23 protein-coding genes and 1 pseudogene are annotated in these 26,975 nt (G+C 40.2%); 16 read left to right on the top strand and 8 right to left on the bottom strand.

Annotated features, from left to right (window positions below):
• Positions 1–180: 180 nt before the first annotated feature.
• The 11 genes from L1611_RS17020 to L1611_RS16970 all read left to right on the top strand — a co-directional run bounded on the left by L1611_RS17020 (position 181) and on the right by L1611_RS16970 (position 9,545).
• Positions 181–594: a DoxX family protein gene (locus L1611_RS17020; RefSeq protein ID WP_225067002.1), complete on the top strand. Its 414-nt coding sequence runs from the start codon at positions 181–183 to the stop codon at positions 592–594.
• Between the two features lie 45 nt (positions 595–639).
• Complete coding sequence (locus L1611_RS17015; RefSeq protein WP_236314914.1) at positions 640–1,026, top strand: VOC family protein; 387 nt, start codon at positions 640–642, stop codon at positions 1,024–1,026.
• Positions 1,023–1,598, top strand: a complete 576-nt coding sequence (locus tag L1611_RS17010) for a dihydrofolate reductase family protein (protein ID WP_236314913.1) — start codon at positions 1,023–1,025, stop codon at positions 1,596–1,598. The genes L1611_RS17015 and L1611_RS17010 overlap by 4 nt, the downstream gene beginning before the upstream one ends.
• A gap of 608 nt (positions 1,599–2,206) precedes the next feature.
• Positions 2,207–2,635: a DUF6526 family protein gene (locus L1611_RS17005; RefSeq protein ID WP_236314912.1), complete on the top strand. Its 429-nt coding sequence runs from the start codon at positions 2,207–2,209 to the stop codon at positions 2,633–2,635.
• Positions 2,636–2,722: 87 nt separating this feature from the next.
• A complete protein-coding gene (locus L1611_RS17000) occupies positions 2,723–3,649 on the top strand; it encodes an ABC transporter ATP-binding protein (RefSeq protein WP_236314911.1) in 927 nt (308 codons plus the stop codon).
• On the top strand, positions 3,646–4,737 hold the full coding sequence (locus tag L1611_RS16995) for an ABC transporter permease (protein WP_236314910.1): 1,092 nt from the start codon (positions 3,646–3,648) through the stop codon (positions 4,735–4,737). Before L1611_RS17000 ends, L1611_RS16995 begins: the two co-directional genes overlap by 4 nt.
• 155 nt (positions 4,738–4,892) lie before the next feature.
• Positions 4,893–6,350, top strand: coding sequence for a protein adenylyltransferase SelO (locus L1611_RS16990; protein WP_236314909.1), 1,458 nt, complete (start codon positions 4,893–4,895; stop codon positions 6,348–6,350).
• A 353-nt stretch (positions 6,351–6,703) separates the two neighbouring features.
• Positions 6,704–6,949 (top strand): hypothetical protein, encoded by a 246-nt coding sequence (locus L1611_RS16985; protein WP_236314908.1) that lies wholly within the window; start codon positions 6,704–6,706, stop codon positions 6,947–6,949.
• A gap of 286 nt (positions 6,950–7,235) precedes the next feature.
• The gene (locus tag L1611_RS16980) at positions 7,236–7,904 is read left to right on the top strand and encodes an O-methyltransferase (protein ID WP_236314907.1); all 669 of its coding nucleotides are present in this window, start codon (positions 7,236–7,238) and stop codon (positions 7,902–7,904) included.
• A 218-nt stretch (positions 7,905–8,122) separates the two neighbouring features.
• Positions 8,123–8,455 carry a hypothetical protein gene (locus L1611_RS16975; RefSeq protein WP_236314906.1) on the top strand — a complete coding sequence of 111 codons (333 nt, stop codon included), beginning with the start codon at positions 8,123–8,125 and terminating at the stop codon, positions 8,453–8,455.
• A 538-nt stretch (positions 8,456–8,993) separates the two neighbouring features.
• Positions 8,994–9,545: a GNAT family N-acetyltransferase gene (locus L1611_RS16970; protein ID WP_225066993.1), complete on the top strand. Its 552-nt coding sequence runs from the start codon at positions 8,994–8,996 to the stop codon at positions 9,543–9,545.
• Between the two features lie 291 nt (positions 9,546–9,836).
• Here L1611_RS16970 and L1611_RS16965 read toward each other — a convergent pair whose 3' ends face one another.
• Both L1611_RS16965 and azlC read right to left on the bottom strand, forming a co-directional pair.
• Positions 9,837–10,169, bottom strand: coding sequence for a branched-chain amino acid transporter permease (locus tag L1611_RS16965; RefSeq protein ID WP_236314905.1), 333 nt, complete (start codon positions 10,167–10,169; stop codon positions 9,837–9,839).
• Positions 10,166–10,885, bottom strand: a complete 720-nt coding sequence (azlC, locus tag L1611_RS16960) for an azaleucine resistance protein AzlC (protein ID WP_236314904.1) — start codon at positions 10,883–10,885, stop codon at positions 10,166–10,168. The genes L1611_RS16965 and azlC overlap by 4 nt, the downstream gene beginning before the upstream one ends.
• A gap of 403 nt (positions 10,886–11,288) precedes the next feature.
• Here azlC and L1611_RS16955 point away from each other — a divergent pair, with 403 nt between their 5' ends.
• Positions 11,289–12,692 carry an aminotransferase-like domain-containing protein gene (locus tag L1611_RS16955; protein WP_236314903.1) on the top strand — a complete coding sequence of 468 codons (1,404 nt, stop codon included), beginning with the start codon at positions 11,289–11,291 and terminating at the stop codon, positions 12,690–12,692.
• A 124-nt stretch (positions 12,693–12,816) separates the two neighbouring features.
• Here the strand turns inward: L1611_RS16955 and L1611_RS16950 are convergent, their stop codons facing one another.
• Complete coding sequence (locus L1611_RS16950) at positions 12,817–14,553, bottom strand: ABC transporter ATP-binding protein (protein ID WP_236314902.1); 1,737 nt, start codon at positions 14,551–14,553, stop codon at positions 12,817–12,819.
• A gap of 76 nt (positions 14,554–14,629) precedes the next feature.
• A complete protein-coding gene (gene uvrA, locus L1611_RS16945) occupies positions 14,630–17,086 on the bottom strand; it encodes an excinuclease ABC subunit UvrA (protein WP_236314901.1) in 2,457 nt (818 codons plus the stop codon).
• Between the two features lie 148 nt (positions 17,087–17,234).
• On the opposite strand from uvrA, the gene L1611_RS20840 reads away from it, so the two are divergent.
• The 4 genes from L1611_RS20840 to L1611_RS16925 all read left to right on the top strand — a co-directional run bounded on the left by L1611_RS20840 (position 17,235) and on the right by L1611_RS16925 (position 21,557).
• Positions 17,235–17,936, top strand: coding sequence for a MerR family transcriptional regulator (locus L1611_RS20840; RefSeq protein ID WP_236314900.1), 702 nt, complete (start codon positions 17,235–17,237; stop codon positions 17,934–17,936).
• 99 nt (positions 17,937–18,035) lie between these two features.
• Entirely contained in the window at positions 18,036–18,557 is a 522-nt protein-coding gene (locus L1611_RS16935) for a TetR/AcrR family transcriptional regulator (RefSeq protein WP_236314899.1), read from the top strand.
• A 133-nt stretch (positions 18,558–18,690) separates the two neighbouring features.
• The gene (locus L1611_RS16930; RefSeq protein WP_236314898.1) at positions 18,691–19,602 is read left to right on the top strand and encodes a hypothetical protein; all 912 of its coding nucleotides are present in this window, start codon (positions 18,691–18,693) and stop codon (positions 19,600–19,602) included.
• Between the two features lie 626 nt (positions 19,603–20,228).
• Positions 20,229–21,557: a CitMHS family transporter gene (locus L1611_RS16925; RefSeq protein WP_225066986.1), complete on the top strand. Its 1,329-nt coding sequence runs from the start codon at positions 20,229–20,231 to the stop codon at positions 21,555–21,557.
• Between the two features lie 382 nt (positions 21,558–21,939).
• Here the strand turns inward: L1611_RS16925 and L1611_RS16920 are convergent.
• From L1611_RS16920 to L1611_RS16905, 4 genes and pseudogenes are all read right to left on the bottom strand, one after another.
• Positions 21,940–22,044 (bottom strand): annotated as a pseudogene (locus L1611_RS16920) (8-oxo-dGTP diphosphatase MutT); the annotation flags it as partial.
• A gap of 357 nt (positions 22,045–22,401) precedes the next feature.
• Positions 22,402–23,748, bottom strand: coding sequence for a serine hydroxymethyltransferase (locus tag L1611_RS16915; RefSeq protein WP_236314897.1), 1,347 nt, complete (start codon positions 23,746–23,748; stop codon positions 22,402–22,404).
• A 189-nt stretch (positions 23,749–23,937) separates the two neighbouring features.
• Positions 23,938–25,380 (bottom strand): YfcC family protein, encoded by a 1,443-nt coding sequence (locus L1611_RS16910; protein ID WP_236314896.1) that lies wholly within the window; start codon positions 25,378–25,380, stop codon positions 23,938–23,940.
• 25 nt (positions 25,381–25,405) lie between these two features.
• Positions 25,406–26,779, bottom strand: a complete 1,374-nt coding sequence (locus L1611_RS16905; RefSeq protein ID WP_236314895.1) for a M20/M25/M40 family metallo-hydrolase — start codon at positions 26,777–26,779, stop codon at positions 25,406–25,408.
• Positions 26,780–26,975: the final 196 nt, after the last annotated feature.

The following is a 26,975-nucleotide window of genomic DNA, read 5'->3' as shown; positions in this document are numbered from 1 at the left end:
CTCCCATGCGATGAGCTTCGAGGAGGGATGAAGTGAGAACGGCACTGCAGATGGTTGGATCGGAAAAAGTCTGAAAAATTTTTTAAAATATTCCTTGACGGGAATATTCCTTTAAGGGTATACTTAATCCACAAACAACAATATCACGTAAAAACAACCTTTAAAGGAGGAAGAGTCATTATGCGTAAACTCATCGTTACCTACTGGATTTGCACTGGATTATTGGCCTTGCTTATGGGAGTGGGTTCCCTGCCTAACATTCTTTCCTCGGCCGAATCAATCGCCTTGTTTCAACAGCTTGGTTATCCTGCCTATCTTCTCCCCTTCCTTGGTGTAGCGAAGCTGCTAGGCGTCATTGCGATTATTTTGCCTGGGTTTCCCAGAATCAAGGAATGGGCATATGCCGGTCTTACCTTCGACCTTGCAGGGGCCACGTATTCTTTCATTGCCATCGGAACACCCATTGAAGGAATCCTCATGATCCTCGGGTTCCTTATGATTGCAGGTTCCTACGTAACGCACCACATAATTAGAAAAGCTAAAATGGCTGGGCAAGTAACTGAGCGAACTGGTGGAGTCGTAGAAGAAGCCTAGCATCATTGGGTCGAATAATAATGAAAACAAAGGAGCGAAAAATCAATGATTAGTAAAGTCGGTCAAATTATGTTGTATGTAAATAATCAAGATAAAGCATTGGAGTTTTGGACGGAAAAAGTTGGATTTAGTGTAATTTCAGAAGAAAACAACGGTCAAGGTATGAGATGGATTGAAGTTGCACCAAAGGGCGCAGACACAAGCATCATTCTACAAAATAAGGAACTCATTGCCAAAATGGAGCCAGAATTAAATCTCGGTACACCTTCTTTAATGTTTTTTACGGAAAACCTTGATCAATTGTATAGCGACTTATCAAATAAAAATGTCACAGTCGGAGAAATTGTTAATATACCTACCGGAAAAGTATTTAACTTTGCAGATCATGAAGAAAATTACTTTGCTGTCATGGAGGAAAAGCAAATCCAATGAGAAAACTGACTTCTTTTTTACATGTATCGCTGGATGGTTATGTACAAGGAACGCAAGACTGGGATTTAAACTGGATTCCTTACGACGGGGAAATGGCAGCGTACGCAGACGAAACTGTAAGTACGGCTGATACTGTACTGTGGGGTCGATCGACTTATCAGGGAATGCAGGAATACTGGACGACCGTCCCAGGCAACCCGGAAGCTACGGAGCATGACAAAAAGCATGCGGAATGGATCAATAAAGCCCATAAGGTTGTATTCTCCAGTACGCTGGAAAAAGCGGAATGGAACAATTCCACGCTGGTGAAAGACAACGCTGCTCAGGCTGTTTTGGAGTTGAAACAACAGACCGGCCAGGATATGGTGATTCTTGGAAGCCCCCGGTTTACCCGCGGTTTGATCCAACTTGGACTGATCGACGAATTCAGGCTTAATGTGGCTCCGGTAGTTTTGGGGCAAGGACTTCCATTGTTTGAGGATATGAAAGATCAGATTGATTTGGAACTGGTCTCAAATAAAACGTTCCGAAACGGGGTCGTTGGTTTAATTTATCGACCTAAAAAAAGTTAGTTTAAAAACGAATCCAGAGTCGTTATAGTCAAACCAAATCCAAAAAACGTTGGAAGGGGCAGAAGCCCAGGTACCTTCCAACGTTTTTTAAAGGATAAGAAAGCATAAAAATTTTGGTCGCGGTGAAGTGATGTCCAGCTCCAACGCCCAACCACTTGGATCGCGGCGGCGACAGTCTCCTCGTCGGGCTTCCACTGACCTTCATTGCTGATCAGGGCGTTTGCGCTTTTCTTTGTGCTTTACAAAGGTAAAAATGACTGAATAGACTAAGAAAATAGAATCAAAGCTTCTAAAATACATGTTGAACGGGATAAAGACCTATGGTGCAAAGCGTTATCCCGACAACTAAAGGGGAAAACCTTACAACTTTGAAATTATCCCGACAACTCCCAAATTATCCCGACAACTCGGAGATTATCTCAACAACTTTATATTTATCCTAACAACTCACAAACCAAGGAGAATAATCAATAGCCATTGCAGGTCGAATACGGAAGTGCAGCTCACACGAGTTTTAACTTTTCTGTTCTAATTGAACCAGGTTATCGATATACTTTTTAGGTAGGTTACAAGCATAGTTAATAGAAAAAAGATGGAGGTCATCATTATTGGAAGAGCAAAACTATCAAAATCATAGAAGGATTGATCCCTTGTTCCATAAAGGTATCGCCCTTCTCGCACTCGTAACCCTTATTTTAGCGCTTATTTTCCTTTTCCAAAGTATCGGGGGTAAGATGCTGCTTAGCCTAATCAACGTATCGGCGGTCCTCACGATCATCTTGATGGCAATGAAGCTAAGATTGTATGCACTTAAGCTTCAGGATCGAATCATTCGTGACGAGGAAAACTTCCGCTATTACCGGTTGACTGGGAATCTATTAGACACCAAGATTTCGCATAATCAAGTGATTGCGCTTCGATTTGCTAGTGATGAAGAATACCCGGATCTAGTTGAAAAAGCACGGTCAGAAAACCTTTCACCAGATGAAATAAAAAAGGCAGTCAAGAATTGGCGCCCCGACCTACATCGCGTATAATGGAAATATAATCCTGACAGCTCATGAAGGGCTGTTTCTTTTTTCGACATAAAAATGAAATCCATGCAGGTGTAAGGGGGGTTCGTCATGCAGAATGAAACGATGGTAGATGTGAAAGGCCTTGTGAAGCGTTATGGCTCTCTCGTCGCGGTGAACGAAGTGACGTTTAAGGTGAATAAAGGAGAAATATTCGGCCTGCTTGGACCTAATGGTGCTGGAAAGACAACAACCATTGAAATGCTGGTCGGTCTCCGCAAGCCTGATGAAGGTACTGCAACACTGGCAGGCTTTGATGTACGAAAACAAGTGAATCAAGTCAAAGGGATCATCGGAGTACAGCTCCAGTCCACATCCTTATTTGAATTGTTGAAGGTCGAAGAGATTTTACACTTATATGCGAGTTTTTACCCCAGTCATATCGACATCCCACAATTGATCAGCGATATGCTTTTAGCGGAAAAACGGACCGACAGGATCAAAAGCCTTTCTGGTGGACAAAAGCAACGGTTAGCGATTGCTTTAGCACTGATCCATGATCCAAACATCGTGTTCCTCGATGAACCTACAACTGGACTCGATCCACAGGCAAGAAGGACGTTATGGGACATTGTCCTACGTTTGAAGGAACGGGGGAAAACGGTCATCCTCTCCACGCATTATATGGATGAAGCCCATGTGCTCTGTGACAGAATCGGGATTATGGATCAAGGAGAACTGATCGCGCTCGACACGCCGACCAATCTCGTGAAAAAATTGCAGTCGACAAGCACCGTTGAATTCCGTCTGACCAATCCGCCTGAACAAGCGTGGTTCATGGAGATGGATGGCGTCGAAGAAGTGTCCATCAAAGATACCTTCGTACAGCTCTATACGGACGACCTTCAGCTCGCGTTAATCTCCCTGATCCAAATCTCGGCAGAACATAATCTGAACATTGAGGATTTACAGACCCGTACCGCGACATTAGAGGATGTCTTCATACATATGACAGGAAGGAGTCTTAGAGAATCATGAGAGCATATTGGCAGTTAACATTGGCGCAACTACGTATTTTTGCTCGCAATAAGCAAGTATTGTTCTTCACGTTACTCTTTCCGGTCATTTTGATGTTAGCCCTTGGATCATTTGTCGGTGGTGGAAATGCACTTTCCCTGACGGCAGGAATCGTTGATTTGGATCAAACAGATGGATCCAAGACCTTAAAAAACTTGTTTGACAACAACGAAGGCATCGAGACCATTTCCTATAAAAAAACTGAAAACGGAAAAGAAGCTGTTGAAAATGGGGATGTCCAGCTTCTGATTGAAATCCCGAAAGGATATGAAGCAAGTTTGAAGGATAAGAATCAAGCCTTCTCACTTCCGGTCTATTACAATGAGAAGAACCTTTCCGCCTCAGAGCTTGGACTGACGGTTGTGAACGGAATTATTGACCAATATAGTAAAAAGCTCGTTGATTATCAGCCTTTGGTGACCATCAAAAAGGTCGGGATTGAGGCACTTAATATCCGATATATTGATTTTCTCGTACCAGGGATCGTTGCGATGATGATTATGAACAACAACATGAATGGAGTTGCAGGTCAAATTTCAGCCTGGCGTGAACGAGGCATTTTACGTCGGATGCAAGGAACCAGATTGAAAGCGTCCACCTTTATTGCTGCCCAGATTACAGCGCGCTTACTCCTTAATGGAACTCAAGCATTGCTAGTCGTATTGATTGCGGACCTCATCTTTAACATCAATGTGGTCGGCTCTTGGCTTACGTTGATCTTTTTCATCGCTCTAGGAACACTTGCCTTTATGGCCATTGGATTCATTATTGCTGGTATTGCAAAAAACCCGGAAAGTGCTGGTCCGATTGCAGGGTTTGCTTCTTTTCCAATGTTGTTCTTAGGGGGCGTATTCTTCCCAATCAGCAACATGCCAGACTGGATCCAACCGATCGTCAAGATTCTTCCGATTGCACATCTAAGCTCTGCATTACGAGAAACGATGAATCTCGGCACATCAATCCTGCAGTTAGGTACAGAAACGCTGATTCTAGGTGCCTGGCTTATCGGAGGATTTGCACTCGCAAGCTATGTCTTCAAGTGGGAATAGATTTGAAAAAACTGAGTTGAAGCCAATTTGACTCAGTTTTTAGTATTTGATGAATTCGAATGTGTTAGAGTAAATGAAAACGGTAAAGGTAACACTAAAGACGATTTTTCATAAAAGGATCACGATACATAAGGCAAAAAAGAAGGAGAGATAAAATGACGCAAACTGGATGGAACTTTGACAATAGTTATGCACGTCTGCCGAATAAGCTTTTTTCTACAATTGATCTATCCCCTGTACAGTCGCCGGAATTGGTCATTTTAAATGAGTCCCTTGCAAAATCATTAGGATTGGATCCAGAGGTTCTCCAATCAGAAGAAGGAGTATCAGTCTTTGCAGGTAACAATACTCCCGAAGGTTCACAGCCCATTGCTCAGGCCTATGCAGGGCATCAATTCGGGCATTTTACAATGTTAGGGGACGGTCGGGCGATGCTGGTTGGTGAACAGATCACCCCTGATGGTGAACGCTTTGACATCCAGCTGAAAGGTTCAGGGCGAACCCCATATTCTCGTGGTGGAGATGGTCGAGCGGCTCTTGGACCGATGCTGCGCGAACATATCATCAGTGAAGCGATGCATGCACTTGGTATTCCTACTACACGAAGTCTGGCAGTAGTGACAACCGGCGAGCCTGTCATTCGAGAAACCGAACTTCCTGGTGCGATCCTGACCCGTGTGGCAGCCAGCCATTTGCGCGTCGGTACCTTTGAATTTATCGCCAATTGGGGAACGGAAGAAGAATTACGAGCACTTGCTGACTATGCAATTGAACGCCACTATTCTGAGATTAAAAAAGACGAAAACCGCTATCTTTCATTGCTCCAGGAAGTGATCAAGAGACAGGCTTCATTGGTGGCAAAATGGCAGCAAATCGGTTTCATTCATGGTGTTATGAATACCGACAATGTGACGATCAGTGGTGAAACCATCGATTATGGCCCTTGTGCCTTCATGGATACCTATGATCCTGAAACTGTGTTCAGTTCGATTGATGTTCGGGGTCGTTACATGTACGCGAACCAGCCACCGATTACCGCATGGAACCTTGCACGTTTTGCAGAAACCCTCATACCTCTGATCCATGACAATCAAGAGAAAGCGATTGAACTCGCTGAGAATGAGATTTCAAGGTTTGGGGACTTGTATCGCGATTTTTGGCTGTCGGGAATGAGAGCAAAACTCGGCATCTTTAACGAAGAGCCAGAAGACGAAACCCTTATTGGAGACCTTCATAAATTGATGAAGGAGCATGAGGCTGACTTTACCAATACATTCCGGGCTTTCACGTTTGATAAGCTGGAAGATGCGAATCTTTTTAAAGCAGAGGAGTTTACACAGTGGCATAAACGCTGGCAGGACCGGCTCGGCAAGCAGCAGGAATCGAAGGAAGAATCCCAACAATTGATGCAGGACAACAATCCTGCGGTGATCCCTCGGAACCACCGGGTGGAGGAGGCACTTGAAGCAGCCGTAGAACGAGGCGACTACTCCGAGATGGAGAAGTTGTTGGATGTGCTATCTAACCCTTACGCTCACACTCCTGATCAGGAAGAGTACTGCACACTTCCACCAGATTCCGATCGTCCTTACGTGACCTATTGTGGAACATGATATAAAAAAGTGGTTGCTTCGTTCGGCAAACGGGTTCCGTTTTGGAGTACACACAGTATCATTCACATAAAACGCAAGTGTTTTCACATTAAGAAATCACTTGCGTTTTTCTTATATAAGGATTTAGTGAAAAACTGGTCTAAATTCACCTCCCAATTCACAGGGTAAGAAATATTATTTAGGGATGTGAATGTGTATGTGAATAAGAAAGACGCTAGAAAAATATGTTAAAATTGATATGAATAAATAGTGATCGTTATTCAGCAATCGGTCAGGGTTCTGGAATAAGGACGAGGACCAAATACATAACATTTTGTAAAAAAATAAAAAGAAATTGTAAGGGAGGCGGGAATTTGAAAAAGGGCCTAATTTCCTTATTGGGCGGGATTATATTGGGTGTTATCATCTCCTATTATACACTTGGTTATAATGGTTTGACATACTACATTCATGGGAGAGACGAAACTGGTGGACCTGTTCAAGTGATTCATGAAATAGATGTAGATTTATTAATGAATGGATTATTGATAGTTGTGGGGATATCAATTTTGATTTACTTTATTTGGACTTTGGCAGAAAAGAAAATAGGAAATCATTAATGAGTGATAAAAAAGAAAGGGTTCAAAAACTGGATCGAGAAAAAAAGGAACTAAAAAAGGATGCGGTGAAAATTACGCTATATGTATTTATCATCGTTGCTTTGATAATTACTTTCCTGCATTAGGGGTTTTTATTTAAGTAAGTAATATTCAGATAAGGGGGCATATCCAGAATAGGATAAGCCTCTTTTTTGACCAGGTTAAAAGGTACTCAAATCAATAACTAGAATAATAGAATAATTGGAAAAAGGAAATATGTGCTACAAATAAAAAGGGAGGGACCATAATGAATAGTCCTTTATGGAATGATGTAGATATTTACTTTAGCAGTAAACTTCAAGAGTCCGATCCGATTATGGATTCTATACTGAAAGCAAATGCAGAAGCTGGCTTGCCTGCTATTGATGTGTCACCCAATCAGGGAAAGTTACTTTACTTACTTGCCAAGCTTAAAGGAGTAAAGAATATCCTGGAAATCGGGACTCTTGGCGGCTATAGCAGCGTTTGGCTCGCACGTGCATTACCAGAGGAAGGACATCTTATAACACTTGAATATAGTAAAAAACATGCAAAAGTGGCTAATGAGAATGTAAGAAACGCAGGGTTAGAGAATAAAATCGACATCATTGTAGGGCCAGCACTTGAAACTCTTCCAACCCTGGAAAAGAAAGGATTCCCGAGCTTCGATCTCATCTTTATTGATGCAGATAAACCAAACAACCCAAATTATTTTAAATGGGCACTAGTACTTTCAAAACCTGGAACAGTTATCATTGCAGATAACGTAGTACGTAATGGAAAAGTGATTGAAGATGATACTGAAGACTCAAATGTACAGGGGATTCGTCAATTTATTGATTTGTTATCAGAAGAATCACGTATTGATTCGACGGCCATTCAAACTGTTGGTTTAAAAGGGTATGATGGGTTTGTTCTAGGGGTTGTAAAAGAGTAAGTGGATGACAATTGAATTAATAGTTAATTTTCCACCTGAATTCTATTCAACACTCAGGCGCCGCTCGACAAGTTCTGTTTTAAGCGCTTTGAGGCGTGAGGATTATCCTTATTGGAGGGCACTCGTTATTCCGGGTACAGAGGGCTAGTGTTGAAGATCTTAAAGTGATTTTTGGTCTTCTCCTTACTAAGAACTGAGTAAGATCGGAGGAGAATCTTATGTTTTGGGAGACATTACCTTCTTGGTTTTGGGCTTGTTATTATCTGTTTTTACTCATATCTTTAGTAGCAACGGTGTATAGCCTTATCCAAAAAAGAAATAAAAGTTTATCTGTTGTTGCTATTGTATTTGTTATATCTACACCGCTAATAGGTCTTATAAATAATATGGGAAGAAAAGTTGGGGACAACGAATTGGAACATTTAATAACTAGTATGCAACAAGGTTCTGTTTGGGCTTTTTATGTGATGATTGGAAGCTTGTTCATATTTGTATGGTGGTTAATGTTTATTAAAAATAATAAAAGAGACAAAAAACCTTTACTCAATTAAAGGGGGTTATCCGTATAATGGTAGGCCCTTTTCTCATCAAATAAATGATGGAGTTAGATCTGATAATTTTGAAGACTTTAGTTGTCAGCGTGAAATCGTTGTGGGTTCAAGGATGGTATTAGGAAATATCTATGTTGAATTTCAGAAGAATAATGGAGTCTACTAGACCTCCTCTATTTCCCTGCGCCAACTTTTTTCCTATACTCTTAGATGCATAAAATCTAGTCAAACCCTGCTCTTTTTCTTGTGAATACATATGCGGGACTTCTTGTGAATATTGTGTGATTCGCCTGGAACTTAGGCTATGAATTCCGATCTAAAAATAGACCTGTCAGGCTCCATGTAGCTCTTTTTTAAAAGGAATCAAACACAGTTTAATCGATGAAGGTAATTAGGAACTTTTAAAGAATATATAAAGGGTTATACCATTAACTTAAAATCAGATATTAGAAGGGTGTGACGCTTATGGGTATTAATAATTTTATCTGTCGCTGTTATTCGTATTGTAAAAAACAATTAAAAGGATGGGATCACACCTATGATCACAGGATTAAAAGTGGAACTGCGGCCTGTTTCGCTAGAAGACTTTAAAAGAACTTACGATTGGCGGAACGATGAAGAGACAGCAAGGTTGGAAGCTGGAGCTGGTTTCTTTCGCCACAGTCACGTACCTATGGAAAAAATCGAAGACGATTATGACAAAGCAATAAAAAAACTTGACAAACGTGAGGTTGGGGAATTTTCTATTTATACCCTTGGTGATAATCCTAAGCATATTGGTTTAATTGGTTATCGTGAACTGAGCAGTGTCTCAAGGCGTTGCACTGTAGGGATTGGAATTGGAGTGAAAGAATACTGGGGTAAAGGTTTTGGCACGGATGCCATGAAGACACTGATACACTATTTGTTTCAGACAATGAATATTAACCGTATCCAGCTCGATACATGGAGCGGAAATGTACAAGCTATTCGTTCCTATGAAAAATGCGGTTTTGTGGTAGAAGGGCGCTTACGGAATGATGCCTATATAGAAGGGAAATATTATGACACCGTCGTGATGGGGTTATTAAAAGAAGAATATCAATGCTAATTATTCCAGGGCTCCTCTATCAGGTGCCCTGTTCCACATAAGTTTTAAGTAAAAACACTTACCCACAGGGAAGTGTTTTTTGCAATCGCTTATTGGTCTTAAAAGAACTGGCACGTTAGTTCAGTACAAACTTGACCTTCTGACATTTCTTGATCGTTTCAGCCAAAAGATCTTTCAGGGCAGATTGGATGTCTCAGTGGGTTCCATGTTGTTCTTCTTGATCCGTTTCCGAAGTTAGTCTTTTGACATGAGTCCCATTGGTCCTTTATTAGTTTTTAATAGATAAAGGCGTTAAAAAATGGTTTGGACGAGCAGCATATAAAAAAGAGTCCCACCAGCTATCGACAACAGCATTTGTCCCTTCCAAACATGAAGGAGAATGACAACAGCTACAGAAATGATTTCAGGAAATCCATGGCTGCCGGTAAGAAAACCCACATCTTTGAAACAATAAACTACTAAAAGAGCTAAAGCTGCTAGTGATAATACTTCCCCAAGATACTGGATATACCTCGGAGTTGTTTTATTAGGTGGGAAAACGATAAACGGAAGGAACCTTGTCAGCATTGTTCCCAAAACAATCATGATAATAGTGATAAGCTGTTGAGTGATCGTCATTGTCATGCAGAAATGGCACCTCTTTTCTCAAGCGGTCTTTTAAGCACAGTCAAAACAATTAAAATCCCTGCCATGGAAGGAAGGATAAAATTCTGCCCTCCAAAAATGATTAAACTGAATATGGAAACGCCTAATCCAATGATTGCAATTTCGTGCTTTTTTTCTTTCATCCATTGATCAACAAAAATCACAACAAAAAGTGCGGTCATCACAAATTCAATCCCCTCGGTATTGAACTGAATGAAAGAACCGAAAATCCCTCCAATGGCCGATCCAAGTACCCAATAAAAATGGTTTAGCAATGTAACAAATACCATAAACCATCCCTTGTCTACATGATCTGGAATTTTCACTGTACTATTGATCGCATAAGACTCATCACATAGTCCGAAAATCAAATAGTGTTTTTTCTTCCCTAATCTCTTATATTTTTCTAGCATGGAAAGCCCGTAAAACAAATGACGCCCGTTTACCATTAAAGTTAGGAGCAATGCATTCATAGGCTGGAAGCTGCCGAGCAACAAATTTGCAGCCACAAATTCCATGGAACCTGCAAATATTGTGAGACTCATTAAAATAGGGTAAATTGCACTAAAACCTAAAGAGTTCATATAGATTCCATACGCTATCCCTAAAAAAACAAAACCAGCTAGAATAGGAGTTGTATAAGGAAAAGCAGCTGAAAATGCTGCACAAATCCGATGTCTTTCCAATTCATTCACACCCTTAGAGCAATTTTTTAAAAGGATAAGAAAAAAATTTTGGTTGCGGTGAAGTGATATCCAGCTCCATCGCTCAACCACTTGGATCACTTCAGACCTCCTGTGGCGGTCGACACATTGATTTAGGTCGAAGTGTTACCCACGCAGAACCGAACTTTGTTTGGTTCGAGCCTCCACGTCGGACTTCCAGTGACCTTCGTGGTTGATCATGGCGTTTGCGCTTTTCTTGACTATATCACATAAAATCCATACAAAAACGGGTATAATTGTATGGATTACAATGTTTTCGTTTAAAATATAAGACAAAAATAGATCAGTTAACGTCTTAATTTTCGTGTGTATTCCAAAAAAACATACAATGTGATACATTTGTATGAAATATAGGGGAAGGAGGAGGAGAAGGATGCCGGTAAATTCGTTCGAAAATTATCCAATGTCGTGGCGGCCGGAAAAAAAGAATCTAAAACGCCCTTATTATGAATCAATCGCTTCATTAATGGAGCATGATATAGCAAATGGCTTTTTAGCTCCCGGAACAAAGTTACCTCCACAACGTGAACTCGCTGATTTTCTCGATTTGAATTTTACTACCATTACACGAGCTTATAAGGTATGTGAAACCAAAGGTTTGATTTATGCAGTTACAGGAAGTGGAACGTTTGTTTCTCCGAACGCTGCCCGTTCAATCACAATTTCCATAGATAAAAGCAAGGGAGCTATTGATTTAGGGTTTGCAGCTTCATTTGAGCAAACAAACGATATTGTAGCTGAGGTTACCCAAGAAGTGGTTAAGAAAGGATACTTGGAGCAATTGCTGAATTATAATGAGCCTACAGGTTTACCTCACCATAAAACGGCTGGATTGAATTGGATGAAGACGTTGGGAATTCAAGCTGATCATGAAAACCTGGCGATTGTATCTGGAGCCCAGAATGCTTTAGCTGTTGCACTGACTGCGTTGTTTGAACCAGGAAACCGGATAGCGACAGACTTATATACGTACTCGAACTTTATAGAACTAGCCAAAATGCATCATATCCAACTGATCCCTGTTATAGGAGACGAGTTTGGGATGTCGGCAGAAGAACTGAACAAGCAGTGCAATCAAACAAATGTACACGGGATTTTCCTCATGCCCTCTTGCAATAACCCTACAACCACGATGATTTCAGATGTTCGAAAACACGAATTAGCAGCCGTAATAAAAAAACATCGTCTCATTCTAATCGAAGACGATATACACGCTTTTATGACTGCGGGAATCATTCCAGATTATAAGCAGCCTATGTACAATCTGCTTCCCGAACAAACCGTCTATATTAGCGGCACAACCAAATCCATATGTTCAGGTTTGAGAGTTGCCTATATGGTCTTTGGAGAAGCACTTCAGCAAAAGGTGCTGCAAGCCATTTTTAACATCAATGTAAAAACATCTGCTTTAGATGCTGAAGTCATCACAGAACTCATCCTATCGGGAAAAGTTCACGATATTTTTTCTAAGAAACATGATCTGGCATTAGCCTCCAATCTCATGTACTCAGAATTTTTCCCAGAAGAAAATCCTACAGGTCACCCTCTTAGTTTTTATCGTTGGCTGGACATAGGGGACATTAATGGACCCCAATTAGAGAAAGAATTAAAGAAACAAGGGATACGCGTTTTCCATTCCGATCGGTTTCTCAGTGGTTCCTTTACTACAGAAAATTATTTAAGGATCGCCCTTTCTTCCACTCATTCATTGGGAGAATTAAGAAAAGGGTTGGAAATACTGAAGGAATATATCACTTATATACAAGAGAGTAATTAGAAGAGCTAAAAGCTAATAAACTCCTTGGAAAATAACAGAGGAATCCTCGAAAAACTCCTTGTAGTAGACAAATTATGAAATATAAGGTCCACTTTCACAAAAGTTGAAGTGGACCTTACTTCTTTTAAGTCAATTGTTGTTCGGCGTATTCTCGATAGAGGTCATGGGATTGGACGAGTTCTTGGTGGGTGCCTTCTCCTGTTATTCGCCCTTTTTCAATAAAGATGATTTTATCTGCGTTCACGATAGTCGATAACCGGTGTGCGATGACAAAGGTTGTGCGACCTTCCATGAGTCGGGCTAAGGCTTGTTGCACGATTCCTTCTGATTGGCTGTCTAAGCTTGCTGTTGCTTCATCCATCATCAATATTTTTGGATCTCTCAGGAATGCCCGTGCTATAGCGATCCGTTGCCGCTGGCCGCCGGAAAGCATGACGCCGCGCTCGCCGACTTCTGTATCAAGACCGTTCGAAAACTCTTTGATGAATTCATCCGCGTACGCCATCTTCGATACATCCCATAGGCGATCATCGGTAATATCCTCGCGATCCTCCAATCCGTAGCATAAATTTTCCCGGATTGTTCCGACCATCATCGGGCTGTCTTGTGAAACATAACCGATCTGTTTTCGCCAAGAGTAGATGGACAGATCTTTTGCCGATGTGTTTCCGATTCGAATATCACCATAGGTCGGTTCGTAGAAGCGTTCAAGCAATCCAAACATGGTTGTTTTCCCGCCACCGCTCGGACCGGCAAAAGCGACCATCGTTCCTGGTTGTACATCAAAGGATACATTTTTCAAGACCGGCTCATTTTCACCGTAAGAAAAGGATACATCATCGACATGAATCGCTTGATTCGTTATGTCCATGGATTTCCCTTCTTGTCCTGCCTCAACATCTACTTCCAATATACCGATAATCCGTTCTGTTGCCCCCTTTGCTTTTTGAAGCTGGGTAAAGAACATTGCGAAGGACGTAATCGGGAATATAATCTGGAATAAATAGAGTAAAAACGCTACAAGTGAACCAGTCGTCATTGTCCCATCGGCGACCCGAATTCCTCCATACCCGATTATGATGACGATCACAATCATAATGACGAAATACATCAGTGGGGCAATGAGTGAAAAAATCAATCCCTCCTTCAATCCATAGGAAAAAAGCTTTTCAATCCCCGTCAACCCCTTTTTTTCTTCGGTTACTTCTGCATTGGAGGCTTTCATCAAACGGATTTCGCTAAGGGTTTGCTGCACATTTCCGGTAAAGCTTGCTGTTTCATCTTGCAAACCACGGGAGATTTTTGACATTCTGCTACCGAGTGGCATTATGATAAGAACAGTGATCGGAACAGAGATGAACATTAATAATGTCATTTTCCAGTCCATCACAAACAAGATGATGACAGCTCCAATGATGGTGATGATCCCGATTATGAATTGAGGAAAATGCTGGGAGATCAAATCTTTTACAATTCCGGTATCATTGACGACACGACTCACCGTTTCCCCGCTTGTGTTTTTATCATAGTACTTGACTGGCAGGCGTAAAAGCTTGAACCACATTCTTTCCCGCAAGCGGGCGATGATTTTTTGACCAACGTAGACCAGTGCATACGTGGAAATCCCACTGGTGACCGCCTGTAAAATAAAGACGATAATGATCACCACGATCAAAAAGGTATTCAAGGAATCAATCGAAAAACCATCGACCATTTCCCTTGTTAACAGTGGGATCGTAAGTCCAACAAGTGTGGTGATGAGACTCCCGATCAGCCCTACAGCTAGTGCAAGCTTTGGTATTTTTGTAGAAAGAATGAGGGAGAAAAAAGGTTTAAGTGTATTCATTTGCTCTTTTTCCATATGTTTGGCTCCTTTAACATGCATCGTAATGCCTCTGGTTTTGTATACGGACCAGAGCGTTCCATGTTGCAATCTTTTATGAGAAGTTTAAAAATTTCCCTGTATATGATGCTTCTGTTCGGGCAATTTGTTCCGGTGTACCTTCGGCGACGACTTGCCCACCAGCTTCTCCGCCTTCAGGGCCGATGTCGATGACCCAATCGGATGCTCGGATGACCTCCAAGGTGTGCTCGACGACAATGACTGTGTTCCCAGCATCAACGAGCCGATTTAAAAGGAGGAGGAGCTTGTTTACATCGGTTGAATGAAGTCCTCTGGTCGGTTCATCGAGCAGGTAGAGCGTATGATCCGACTTTTGTTTGTACAGCTCTTTCGCTAATTTCAAGCGTTGTCCTTCTCCGCCAGATAAGGTTGTGACCGATTGTCCCCAACTCAAGTATCCTAAACCGACATCGCACAAGAGCTCGATAATGGGTCTGATTTTTTTGACATCTTCAAATAAAGGTCGGCTTTCTTCAATCGTCAGATCCAGAATAGATGAAATGGTCTCTCCTTTATACGTGATATCAAGAATAAAGTCTTTAAATCGGTTCCCTTTACAGACAGGGCATGTCACTTCAAGATCAGGCAGAAAGTGCATATTTGTCAAAACAACGCCGAGACCTTGGCAATGCTCACATCTTCCTCCTTGTGTATTGAAGGAGAAATCTTTAGGTTTCAAACTTTTTTCTTTTGCTTCCGGAAGGCTTGCAAACAGATTCCTTATGAGCGTAAAAGCATCTGTATATGTTGCTATATTTGAACGCTGCATCCGAGTGAGAGGGGATTGATTGACAGTAATCATGTTTTTGATTTCTTGATGGCCGGTAATCTTATCGCTTCGTATATCGATCCCATCAGAAAGGGCATCAAAAACCAAGGTCGATTTTCCGGAACCTGATACACCTGTCACGGAGATGAAAGATCCTAGTGGAAAGGAGACAGTGATATTTTTCAAATTATGTTTACTCGCGTTATGAACGGTAAGAAATTTCCCATTGCCTTTGCGTCTTTCATGAGGAAGGCTGGGAACCTTCCGGAGGAACGCGCCGGTGACTGACTTATCATCTTCCTTTATTTGTTGGATAGTTCCCTCACCAACGATTGTTCCGCCGTACTTTCCGGCGCCAGGGCCAAAATCGATGATGTGATCGGCACCACTCATCATATCTTCATCATGTTCAATGACTAGAACCGTATTCCCTAGATCCCTCAGTTCTTTCATCACTTTCATTAACCCATGTGTATCTTTCGGGTGCAGGCCAGCTGTCGGCTCATCCAGAATGTATAGGACGCCGGTTAAACCAGAGCCTAGAATCGTAGCGAGTCGTAGACGTTGTGCTTCTCCGCCGGATAAAGTAATCGTTTGTCGATCTAATGACAAGTAGCCTAACCCGACATCGACGATTCGTGTCACTTTCGATTTCAAATCATGCAGCAGCGCTTCAACAACGTGCATGCTTTCCAGCGGTAAGTTCGACTGAAGCTTCTCGATCCATGTAAGGATGTCATCAAGAGACCACATCGTTAACGTCGTTATTGAGGTGCCAGCTACTGAAACAAGACGGCTTGATTCATTTAACCGTTGTCCTGAACAATCTGGACATACTTTGGAGAAAAATAATTTCGCTTCCCCTGATTGGCCGGATTTTTCCCTGTATCTTCTCCAAATACCAGTGACGACACCCTCAAACTTCCCCTGACTCACCGTTTTTGGAACCTTTTTATCTGGGAAATGTGAAATGAAAGGATCGCTTTCGGCCCCATAATATAAAAGGTACTTTTGAACGTCATCAAAATCTTTGAGAGGACGGTTGAAATCAAGGGACAAACCGTAATACTTCGCGGCGGTTTCCAAAATATTCAGCTGATACTCCTGGAACTGCCCTTTCCAAATGGTTACACAGCCTTCATTTAAACTAAGTTCCTCTTGAAAAACCGATTCGTAATCCAACTCAACGACATTTCCGAGTCCGTCACACGTACTGCAAGCGCCCTCAGGCTTATTGAAGGAAAAATGACTACGAGTTAATTTTTCAAACCGATGGTTACAGTGGGGGCAATGAATCCATTGTTTGAATCCAGCCTCTTCGTCGTATTCCTCTTTGTCAAAGTGAGGCAGAATGGTCTCATGACAATTCGGACAAGGTCGTTCTCCCAATTTTTCATAAATGACACGCAAGTACGTGTACATATCTGTTGTCGTCCCGACAGTGGAACGTGGGTTCCGATTTGTAAGATGCTGACCGATACTGATCGATGGAGACAATCCAATGATGGATTCGACCTTTGGTTTACTGACGGCATCTGCCGTCATCCCCATCGATTCCATGTATTGTCGCTGGCACTCCCTTTGGAGGGTATCCAATGCTAATGTCGATTTTCCGGATCCAGAAGGTCCTGTAATAACGACGAGCTTATTTTTAGGGATTTTTAGTGAAATGTCTTTAAGGTTATGCTCACGTGCACCTTTAATCTCGATATAATTGATCATCTAATTCCCTCCCTGAATTTTACATTTACTATTAAATTCTATAACATTAATGCAAGTGTGAATGTTTTACGATTCTTAGGTTGATCTAATAGGAACAAACCTGTCATGGTGGTTTAAGGTTCAACAATAATGTTGTGGAGGTGTTCAGGTGGTCAAGCCGATCGATATCGCGAGGGAGCTGGGGATAAGCACAAGTGCTCTCCGACATTATGAATCGTGGGGAATCGTTCCGAAGGTTGAACGTGGGGAAAATGGCTATCGGATCTATACTCAGAAGCATGTCGCCTATTTTAAATGTATCCGGGCGATGAATTCAGGGTTCGGTATGAAGCTGATACGAAAAATCATGCCGCTGATCCAAAAAAAACAGACCACCGACGCTTTATGGATGGTGAGTGAGGTCCAAGCGCAACTATTCAAGGATAAAAAGAGGGCGGAGCAAGCACTTAAAGTGCTTGAGCAGGATGATATCGACGCAGTTGTGAATCCCTCAATGGAAAAGAAATGGTACTCAATCGGGGAAGCATCAGAAGCAATAGGCGTTCCCAATTCAACATTAAGACACTGGGAAAAAGAAGGATTGATCGAGCTGGAGCGGGACTACGAAAGTGGGTACCGTAAATACACGAAGAGTGATTTAAGGAAACTATTGGTCATCCGTACGCTTCAGCATGCTGTATACTCACTGGAAGTCGTACGGGAAATACTTGATGAAATGGATAAGCATAACATCGACGAGGCTATAAGAATCACGAGGGATTCTCTCATCTATCTGGATTATTTAGTCAAAGAACAGCTACGGGGAATGAGATATCTACATGAGTTATGTGAGATAGTAGAAAATGAGTAAATCAATCAATTTAGTAAAGACAATTGACAAAATGACGTTGGTTGAATATAATTTATTTATCAATCAATAAATAAATAAAATGAATAAAAGGATGATATGATGGTAGTCCGGGAAGATAAAAGAGAACGGATCATCGAAAATGCGATGAACATTTTCGCAGAGAAGGGGTACCATAAAACGACGACTGCAATGGTGGCAAAGGCATCAGGTGTAACTCAGCCTTATGTGTTCCATTTCTTTTCTAATAAAGAGGAGTTGTTCAAGGTTGTCATCGATCGAGCTTTCAGCCGTATTTATGATACATTTTCAGAGGTCGACGCACCTTCTGACCAATTAATTCCAACGATGGGGCGTGCTTTCTTTGAAATCATGCAAACCAATCGTGATGAGGTGCTGATGGTCATGCAGGCCTACACCATTTCAGATGAAGGCATTCGTGAACATGTCCGTAAAATGTATAATAAGATTTTTGAAAGCTTGACGTTGAAAATGGATTTAGCGGAAATTCCCAATCCGAAAGAGAGTGCAGCTGATTTTATTGGAACCGGCTTATTAATTACACTTGCAGAAGTATTGGATATGCCCGAATTGCTTGAAGCGAAAAATAAAACGGACTGTTAAAATGGAATTTTCTAATGAAATCATTTAACAAAGTATAACCATAATGAAGGGCTTGGCCACGCCAAGTTTTTCTTTAGAATCTTTATTTATTGATTAATAAATAAATTAAAAATTAAGAAGGAAGGTAATCTGAATGACAAATTTGATCAAGACGGATGCAAATGTTGTTGAACCATCTCCTAAGCTGTTTAAAGGAGAAAAATGGCTCGTGTTCACTGGTCTGATCGGACTTTTACTGGCAATCGGTATTGCTGCATTTATCCTTTTCCGAGGCTCCATCATTTTACCTGAAGGCAATATGAACGATGCATTTTCCTTCAATGCGGCAATCGGTATTTTTACCCTCTCAATCGCCGCGATTTTGCCATTAGCAAGATTCAGTGATCGAAAAAGGAAAACGATACGATGGCTTTTCATCATCTCGATTTTGTATGCTTATGCAATTGAAACCGTTCAGAATTTCCGGGGCTTGAATCCGCGGTTTTCAACTGAGGGTTCTGTCATTGATACACTTGCAGGGATGCTTTTCGGGGTCCTTTCCTTAATGCTGGTAGGCTTAACCATATGGCTTATGATAAAGTTTTTCAGATTGAAATCACCTCATGGACGCCCATTTCTGATATTGGGAATCCGATATGCGTTTCTTTCTGTCCTTCTAGCCAATCTTGCAGGGATATGTATGATTTTACTTCAGGGCCGATTTACAGGAGATGCAGGAAATTTGATCGTACTGCATGGAATCGGATTTCACGCCTTGCAAACGTTGATCTTGCCAGCATGGCTTTTGGAAAAAGCGCAAGTCACTGAGCGCATAAAAAAATTGCTGATCCATTATGGGAGCATCGCGTGGATGATTTCGATTGCATTGATCGGATTCCAAACTGCTCTCGGTCTCCCTGTATTTGAATGGACACTATTTCCCGTCCTAACAGGCATTTTTTTGCTCGGTTGGCTTGTTTCAACAGCCCTCGCATTTGTGTTTTTTATGAAAAAGGGCATAAACAATGCTTTAGAAACAGCTCCTATTTCTGCTGTAAAACGGTAGTAAATGATGTATCAACTTTTATTTGTATATGGCATTTAATCTATGTATGATTTGGAAGTATGTTTATTAATAAATGAGTATGATTACACATTTAGGTAATGAATGAATGATAAAAAAGAAGAGTTCAAAAACTGAATCGAGAGAAAAGGGAACTAAAAAAGGATGCGGTGAAAACTACAGGGGCGAGAGCTGAAGATTGTTAGTTGATCTCCAGCTTTTCCTTTATTCAATAACTGGGCAGTTATCTGGAATAAGGGACAGGATTCCTAAAAAACAGTGAAAAAACTTGTAACTTGTAAATAGTGAGAAAGGATGACTATCAGGTCATGCTTTTTTTTATATTTCCGTGAACAAAATAAAAAAAATGCATAGAAAGATTTTAAAACACATTAAATTGATAATCGTTACAAACTTTTCTGAATATTTTATACTTAAAAAAGTAAGCGTTTTCGTACCGAGGAGAGACTTAACTGTAATGAAAAAGACCATAACGATATGCACTGTATTATTTTGCATCCTCTAGGAAGTAGATCGTTTTTCATACTCCATCGTAAACGCATTCAATATAAAAATTGGGCGGCATACTTAGGTGGAGAGAATTTTTTACATAGGAAGGTGAAGCGATAATGAGTCTTAGTTTTATTGGTTTTTTCATCATTTTACTTATCGTATCATTGCTGATTAGCGGGAAGGTGACGCCGATTGTAGCTATGGTATTACCGCCGATTATTGGTGCGTTATTAGCAGGTTTTACTTTTTCTGAAATTGGGGGCTTTTTTGAAGAGGGGATTGGTTCTGTCATCTCTGTTGCGATTATGTTTATATTTGCGATTATATTCTTTGGAATTATGCAGGATGTAGGACTTTTTGATCCAATGATTAATAAAATGGTAGCCCTTTCTAGAGGGAATGTCATTACAATTAGTGTAGTCACTGTTCTTATTGCGACAGTTGCTCAGTTAGATGGATCTGGTGCTTCTACTTTTCTGATCACTGTGCCAGCACTTTTACCAGTATATAATCGGTTGAAAATGAATCCATATTTGCTGCTCTTATTAGTAGGTGGAGCGGCAAGTATTATGAATATGCTTCCATGGGCCGGACCGTTAGGGAGAACTGCTTCTGTTCTTGGAGTCGATGTAACTGAATTATGGAGGCCGCTTATACCGATTCAAATTAGCGGGATTGTTCTAATGATTGTTTTAGCTGTTTTCCTTGGGATGCGAGAACAACGCCGAATCATTAAGAAATATGGGTCGTTAGAAATCGCGGCTACAGCTGAACAGTTAGAATATGACCCTGATATGACAGAAAAATCAGACACTTCTACGAAAGAAAAATCAAAATTGTTGTGGTTAAACTCGATTTTAGCTTTAGCTGTTATTGGAGTTCTTGTATCAGGACTTATTCCTGCAGGATTAGCGTTTATGATTGGTGTTAGTATTGCACTGCCGATTAATTTTCCTCATGTAAAAGATCAAATGGAAACAATTCGTGCACATGCACCAAATGCACTTACGATGGCATCGATTATTCTTGCAGCAGGACTGTTTTTAGGAATCCTTAATGGTACCGGCATGCTCACTGCGATTGCAAACGATATTGTAAGTGTTCTTCCGGCAACGATCGCTCCATTTCTGCATTTAATTGTTGGAATTTTAGGTGTACCATTTGAGCTAATATTAAGTACAGATGCGTATTATTTTGCATTACTTCCAGTCGTCGAACAAATTGCAACAGGTTTTGGAATAGACTCTTTATCAACATCCTATTCAATGATTATTGGAAATATCGTAGGTACATTTGTCAGTCCATTAGCTCCTGCTGTTTGGCTTGCATTAGGTTTATCAGGTCTGGAAATGGGTCGTCACTTACGCTATTCTGTATTTTGGATGTGGGGGCTTAGTCTTGTCCTGATTGTAATTGCGATATTTATAGGGCTGATTCAGGTTTAATCTAGTTAGAGATTTTGAATCAACTTTAGTAACAAAAGCGCAGGAACGCTTCCTGGACTCAGATTGTTAAAAAAGTACGTGTTTTTTCCAAATACGTACTTTTTTAAACTTCTCATTTGCATATTGGATAGAAATGATAAGCTTTTTTGTTTTAAAAAAAGGTCGTCATACACCTATGCCAGCTTTGCGGTTAAGACGAACTTAGTCTTTATGGTCTTCCAAAACCGTGTCACGTGACGATTTTTTGATATAAAATGGCTTTATTTCAAGATTTTAAACCTTGTTTCAATAGGGTATGCAGAAAATGAATTCTTCAACCCTTTAACAAGTGTTGCAGAAAATAAAAATGATTGTTAATCATTAAGTGTAGTCTGACAATGGACTACACTTTTTCTTCTATCAGCTCTTCAACAGCTGGGATATCCGCTGGTGCCCATACTAAAGATTTAAGGTTTTCTCTCTTCAGCCAAACGAGCTTAGAGTGTTCGTCCTATTCTTGATCAGCATGCCCGGCGAGATCAATCAGATGAATTCGCGAGAAAAAATGTGGTCGTCATTTCCCTGACCCACTTTATCCAGAACCGACTCCAAGAGAGGCTAAATTAAACTGTTACCCTCCGAAAAAAATGCTAGAGAAATATAATATATCCGATAAAACACCTGTCATGAGGTATTGCAATTGTTATCAACGACTCTTTTGCGACAGTGACCTTCCCCGGATTACTGTCTATCTTGTTGAAGTACATCATTAATTTCATAAAAAAGGAAGCTTACCCTACTTCGAATAAGCCCCCGTTCTTATTATAAGGTCACCCAGTCATTTTAAAAATGTACCCTACAAAGATCAGTCATAGCAATAATGCATTTTTTGATAGGCTGATCGGAATTCAATGACACGCTTTCGGATAGAATCGACTGTTTCTCTTCCCTCCAAAACACTTACAATATAGTCTGCAATGATATCCATCTCAGCCTCCTTCATACCTAAGCGTGTGATTTCAATCGTTCCAATGCGTAACCCACTTGGGTAATCCCAATCCTCAGGTTTGTCGCCGGGAATAAGGTTTTTATTTGTAATAATATTTGCTTTCTCCAATTTTTGTGCGACTTCTAATCCACCACCAAAACGCTTAACATCAAGAATCACTTGATGAGTTTCTGTAAAACCTTTATGGGAACCGAGCACAGTTATATCTCTTTCATGTAATGCTTTAGCCAATGCTTTTGCATTCGCCACAATTTGTTCCATATATTCTTTTCCGAATGCTAGGAATTCTGCAGCAGATGCAGCCAAAGCAGCGACACGATTTACTTGATGTGTTGCAGCAAGAGCAGGGAAGATCGTATCACTGATTGATTGTGTTAGTTCTGGGTCATTCCAAACAATGATACCACTCTGAGGACCACTAAACGTTTTTCCTGCTGATCCCGTCATGATACAAGCTCCCTCATTTAAAGGATCTTGGAATTGACCACCTCCAATTAGTCCAAGCTGATGAGCCCCATCAAAGAATATTTTTCCTCCCCACTCATCGACGATCTCAGAGATTTCTTTAAGTGGGAATGGAAATAATGTCATTGAGGCACCGAGTGTAACTAGCTGAGGTTTTACTTGTCTTGCTACCTTTGCAAACTCATCTATATCTACTACCAAATCAACTGGATCCATTGGAACATCATAAATATTTAGTCCGCGAATACCGGCTGGTCCATCATAACGGTTACTGGAATGACCGCCAAATGGTTGTGAAATGGATAAGATATTATCTCCCGGTTTTGTTAGACTTGCATAGACAGTCATATTTCCTATCATGCTTGCGACAAGGCGATGATCTGCATAATTACTCTTAAAGACCTTTTTTAATAACTCTACACATAGAGATTCAATTTCATCGATATACTTAGTTCCTGAAAACCATCTTTGTGTGGGTCCTATATGACCTTCAGCTGCTCTAGTCCCTACTTCAGATGCTAGTAATTGGCGAACGATCGGACTTGTAGGTGCTTCAGGGGCTAATAAGTTAAGACATTCCTGCCCTCTCCAAATGGCATTCCGGTCGACAGCATCAATAATTTCTTTCTGAATCAATCTCGAAGAAGAACTATTTTCAATAATATCTTTTGCCCAGTTTAACACCTTTTGATCGTGGACCTCGCAATTTTCATTTGTTGTAGTAATCGTTGAATCCATGGTAACCCTCCTAAGTTATTATTTTTTAAAACTACTTTCTTCCGACACGACTCAATGAAATGTTCTTTAAAAAATCATTGAAATATCCTTCAGTATTTATCCATTAATAACACTTCCTAATATCATTCCTCACAGTCTATGGATCACAAGTATAAAGTGATAACTTTGAGCGGATATTAAATATTTAATCTAGTAAGGTCCATATTGGATAACTACAGCAATTCCTACCAAAATTGCACCAATTACAGTCCAGATTAGAAATAATGGAAAAATAAATTTCAACCATTTCCCGTATGATACTTTTCCTAATGCCAAACAAGCCATTAATGTTCCAGAAAGAGGGGTGATGATATTTGTAATTGCGTCCCCTAACTTAAATGTTATAAATGCAACTTGTCTTGTAACATCTAACATATCCACAATTGGTACCATGATTGGCATAACGATTGCAGCTTGCCCTGTTCCAGAAGTAATGATTGAGTTGAAAAATAAATTAAAGAAGTATAACAATTGCATAGATACAACAGGAGAGAACATATCTAAAGTCGCAGTGGTTCCATTGACAACTGTATCTATGACACGTCCATTTTCTAGTAGAATGATGACAGCTCGAGCTAAACCAACTACAAGAGCTCCATATATTACTTGTTTAATACCTTTCATGAACTCATTTACGAATTGATTCGGGGAAATCCTTGAAACAATAGCTACAGCAATGCCGAGCATAATGAAAATTGCTGAAAGTTCTTTTATATTCCATTTTAGATTAAATGCACCATACAAATAGATCCCAAGGAATGTTACAAACAACAAGAGGATTATTTTTTGTTGTGTTGTAAAAATCGTACTTGTTACAGATTCCTTATCTTCATAATCAGGATACTGAGAAAGATAGTCAGATCCCATTAGACTGTTAGCAGGATTGTGCCGTACTTTTTTGGCATATAAACAGATATATAAAATGGTGATAGAGACAAAAATAACAAAAATCACAAGACGGAATAAAACACCTGAAAATAAAGGAAGCTCAGCAATGCTTTGAGCAAAAACTGTTACTATTGGATCAAAAACTCCTCCAGCCCAACCAGAATAGGATCCTAAGAAAACCAGTGCAACCCCTACAACAGGATCCAGCTTCAGAGACCGAGCAATTATTATTCCTATTGGTACAAAAGCAATGACTATGTTGGCTCCGACTCCAAACGTCGAGAGGACAGCAAATATGCTAGAGAAAGTGACAAGTAACAACAAGTAATTGCCCCTTGTCAATCTAATAAGAGAACCAATTCCTGCTTTAAATGCTCCACTTGATTCAATGAGAGCTAGGGTACCTCCGACTATAAGGATTAAAAACACTATATCAGCTGATGCAGAAAGTCCTTGCACAATGGATAAAAATAAATCCATTATAGACAAAGATTCACTGTTTACGTATTGAAAACTATTTGGATCTATCTGTGTAATCCCACCCCTTTCTACTCTCTCATAAGACCCTGAAGGAATAATATAAGAAAGAGCATAAGCTATTAACAGAAAAGAAAATAAAATGACAAAAACATCTGGCATAGGGAATTTTTTGTTTTTCTTAGACTCTTGCACGTCGTGCGTTTCGATATTTGATTTTTCTTCCATTGTTACTCGCCCTTTCTGACAATAGTTATTTATTTGAATATGATTTGGAATGCTCACCGAGAGCCTGAATCACGTGGCAAGTACACTTAATTCCGTTAAAAAAGTAATCTAATTCTAAATTTTCATTAGGAGAATGATTTCTTTGATCGAAATTTGCATAAGGCATTATTATAGAAGGTATGCCTAAGATGCTTGTCCAAACATAGTCAGGTAGGGAGCCGCCAAGACTCGGTTGGATAATCGGCTTCTTTTCATATGATTGTTGTATTGCTTTAGTTACAACTTTCACTATTTCAATATCTGCAGAAGTCCTAGACGGCTTCATCGACCCTAAATATTTCACATCGATGCTAGGATCATGGACTTGAACATGTTGAGCGATTTTTTTATAGATATCCATAGGATCCTGATCTACTACGAGGCGTATATCTAGTCTTACAGTGGCCATAGAAGGTATTATCGTTTTCAAGCCGGCACCAGTATGACCACTCTCCAACCCATTAATATTAAATGTCGGTTCCATGGTTAACTTATGGTAATATGATTCACCATCCATATTTAAACTGGGATAACCAATTTTTTTACCTATATCTTCAACATCAAAAGGTAATAATTTAAGTAATTCTTTATCCCGTACAGAGGGAGGACGAATATCTTCATAAAATCCATCAATTAAAACACGACCATCTTTTCCGCGCATTGTATGTAATAAATCAATTAGCTTCCAAGCGGGATTGGTTAAAATGTTACCCGTATTCCCTGAGTGGTTATCCCACTCTGCCTCTTTTGCCTTTAATTCAAGAGCAAGCACCCCTCTTACACCTAATAAAATAAGTGGGGAACCACTATAATGGGAGGAGCCATCAGCTGTATAAACCAAATCAGCTTTCAATAGGTCTTTATGTTCTTCTACAAAAGCGGCTAAATTAACGCTACCTTTCTCCTCTTCTCCTTCAAATATAAATTTAATATTAATAGGTAGATCCCCGAAGGCCTCTATATATGTATTAATACCAAGGAGTTGGGCCATTAGTTGTCCTTTGTTGTCTCCCGCTCCTCGGCCATAAATTCTATTTTCTCTAATAGTGGGTTCAAAAGGGGGAGATTTCCATTCGGCAATTGGGTCTGGCGGTTGAACATCATAATGGCCGTAAATAAGTAGCGTAAAAAAACTTTTATCCTTTATCCTTTCACCATAAACAACTGGATGACCAACAGTTTTCATTATTTTGGTGTTTATCCCAATTTCCTCCATCATTCTTTTGAGCAAATCTGCACACTCAGTAATTCCTTCATTTTGTGTGCTAATACTCCTTTGACGTAGTAGGGTGAACAATTGTTCTAAGTATTCGTCTCGTTTGTTTAGTATTATTTCATCAATCTCGCTTAGCAGTCTCAAATTGCCACCTCCATAGAATTCAGTAAAAAAGTATTGAATTATAAAAACATACAGTCGACTGTAGTCTGATTTTTATGATAAAGGGAATAAAATAAAAAAGCAACAGCAATTTTTGAATTATCAGAAAATTAAAAGTTACCTTCGCTTTAAAAAGGATAGGAATCATGATTCTGACGTTACGTTACACCACCAGAAA

This window comes from Pseudalkalibacillus salsuginis, from assembly GCF_021646685.1.
GTDB lineage: Bacteria > Bacillota > Bacilli > Bacillales > Fictibacillaceae > Pseudalkalibacillus > Pseudalkalibacillus salsuginis.
The sequence above is the reverse complement of the archived record's forward strand: the minus strand, read 5'-3'. Positions and strand labels throughout refer to the sequence as shown.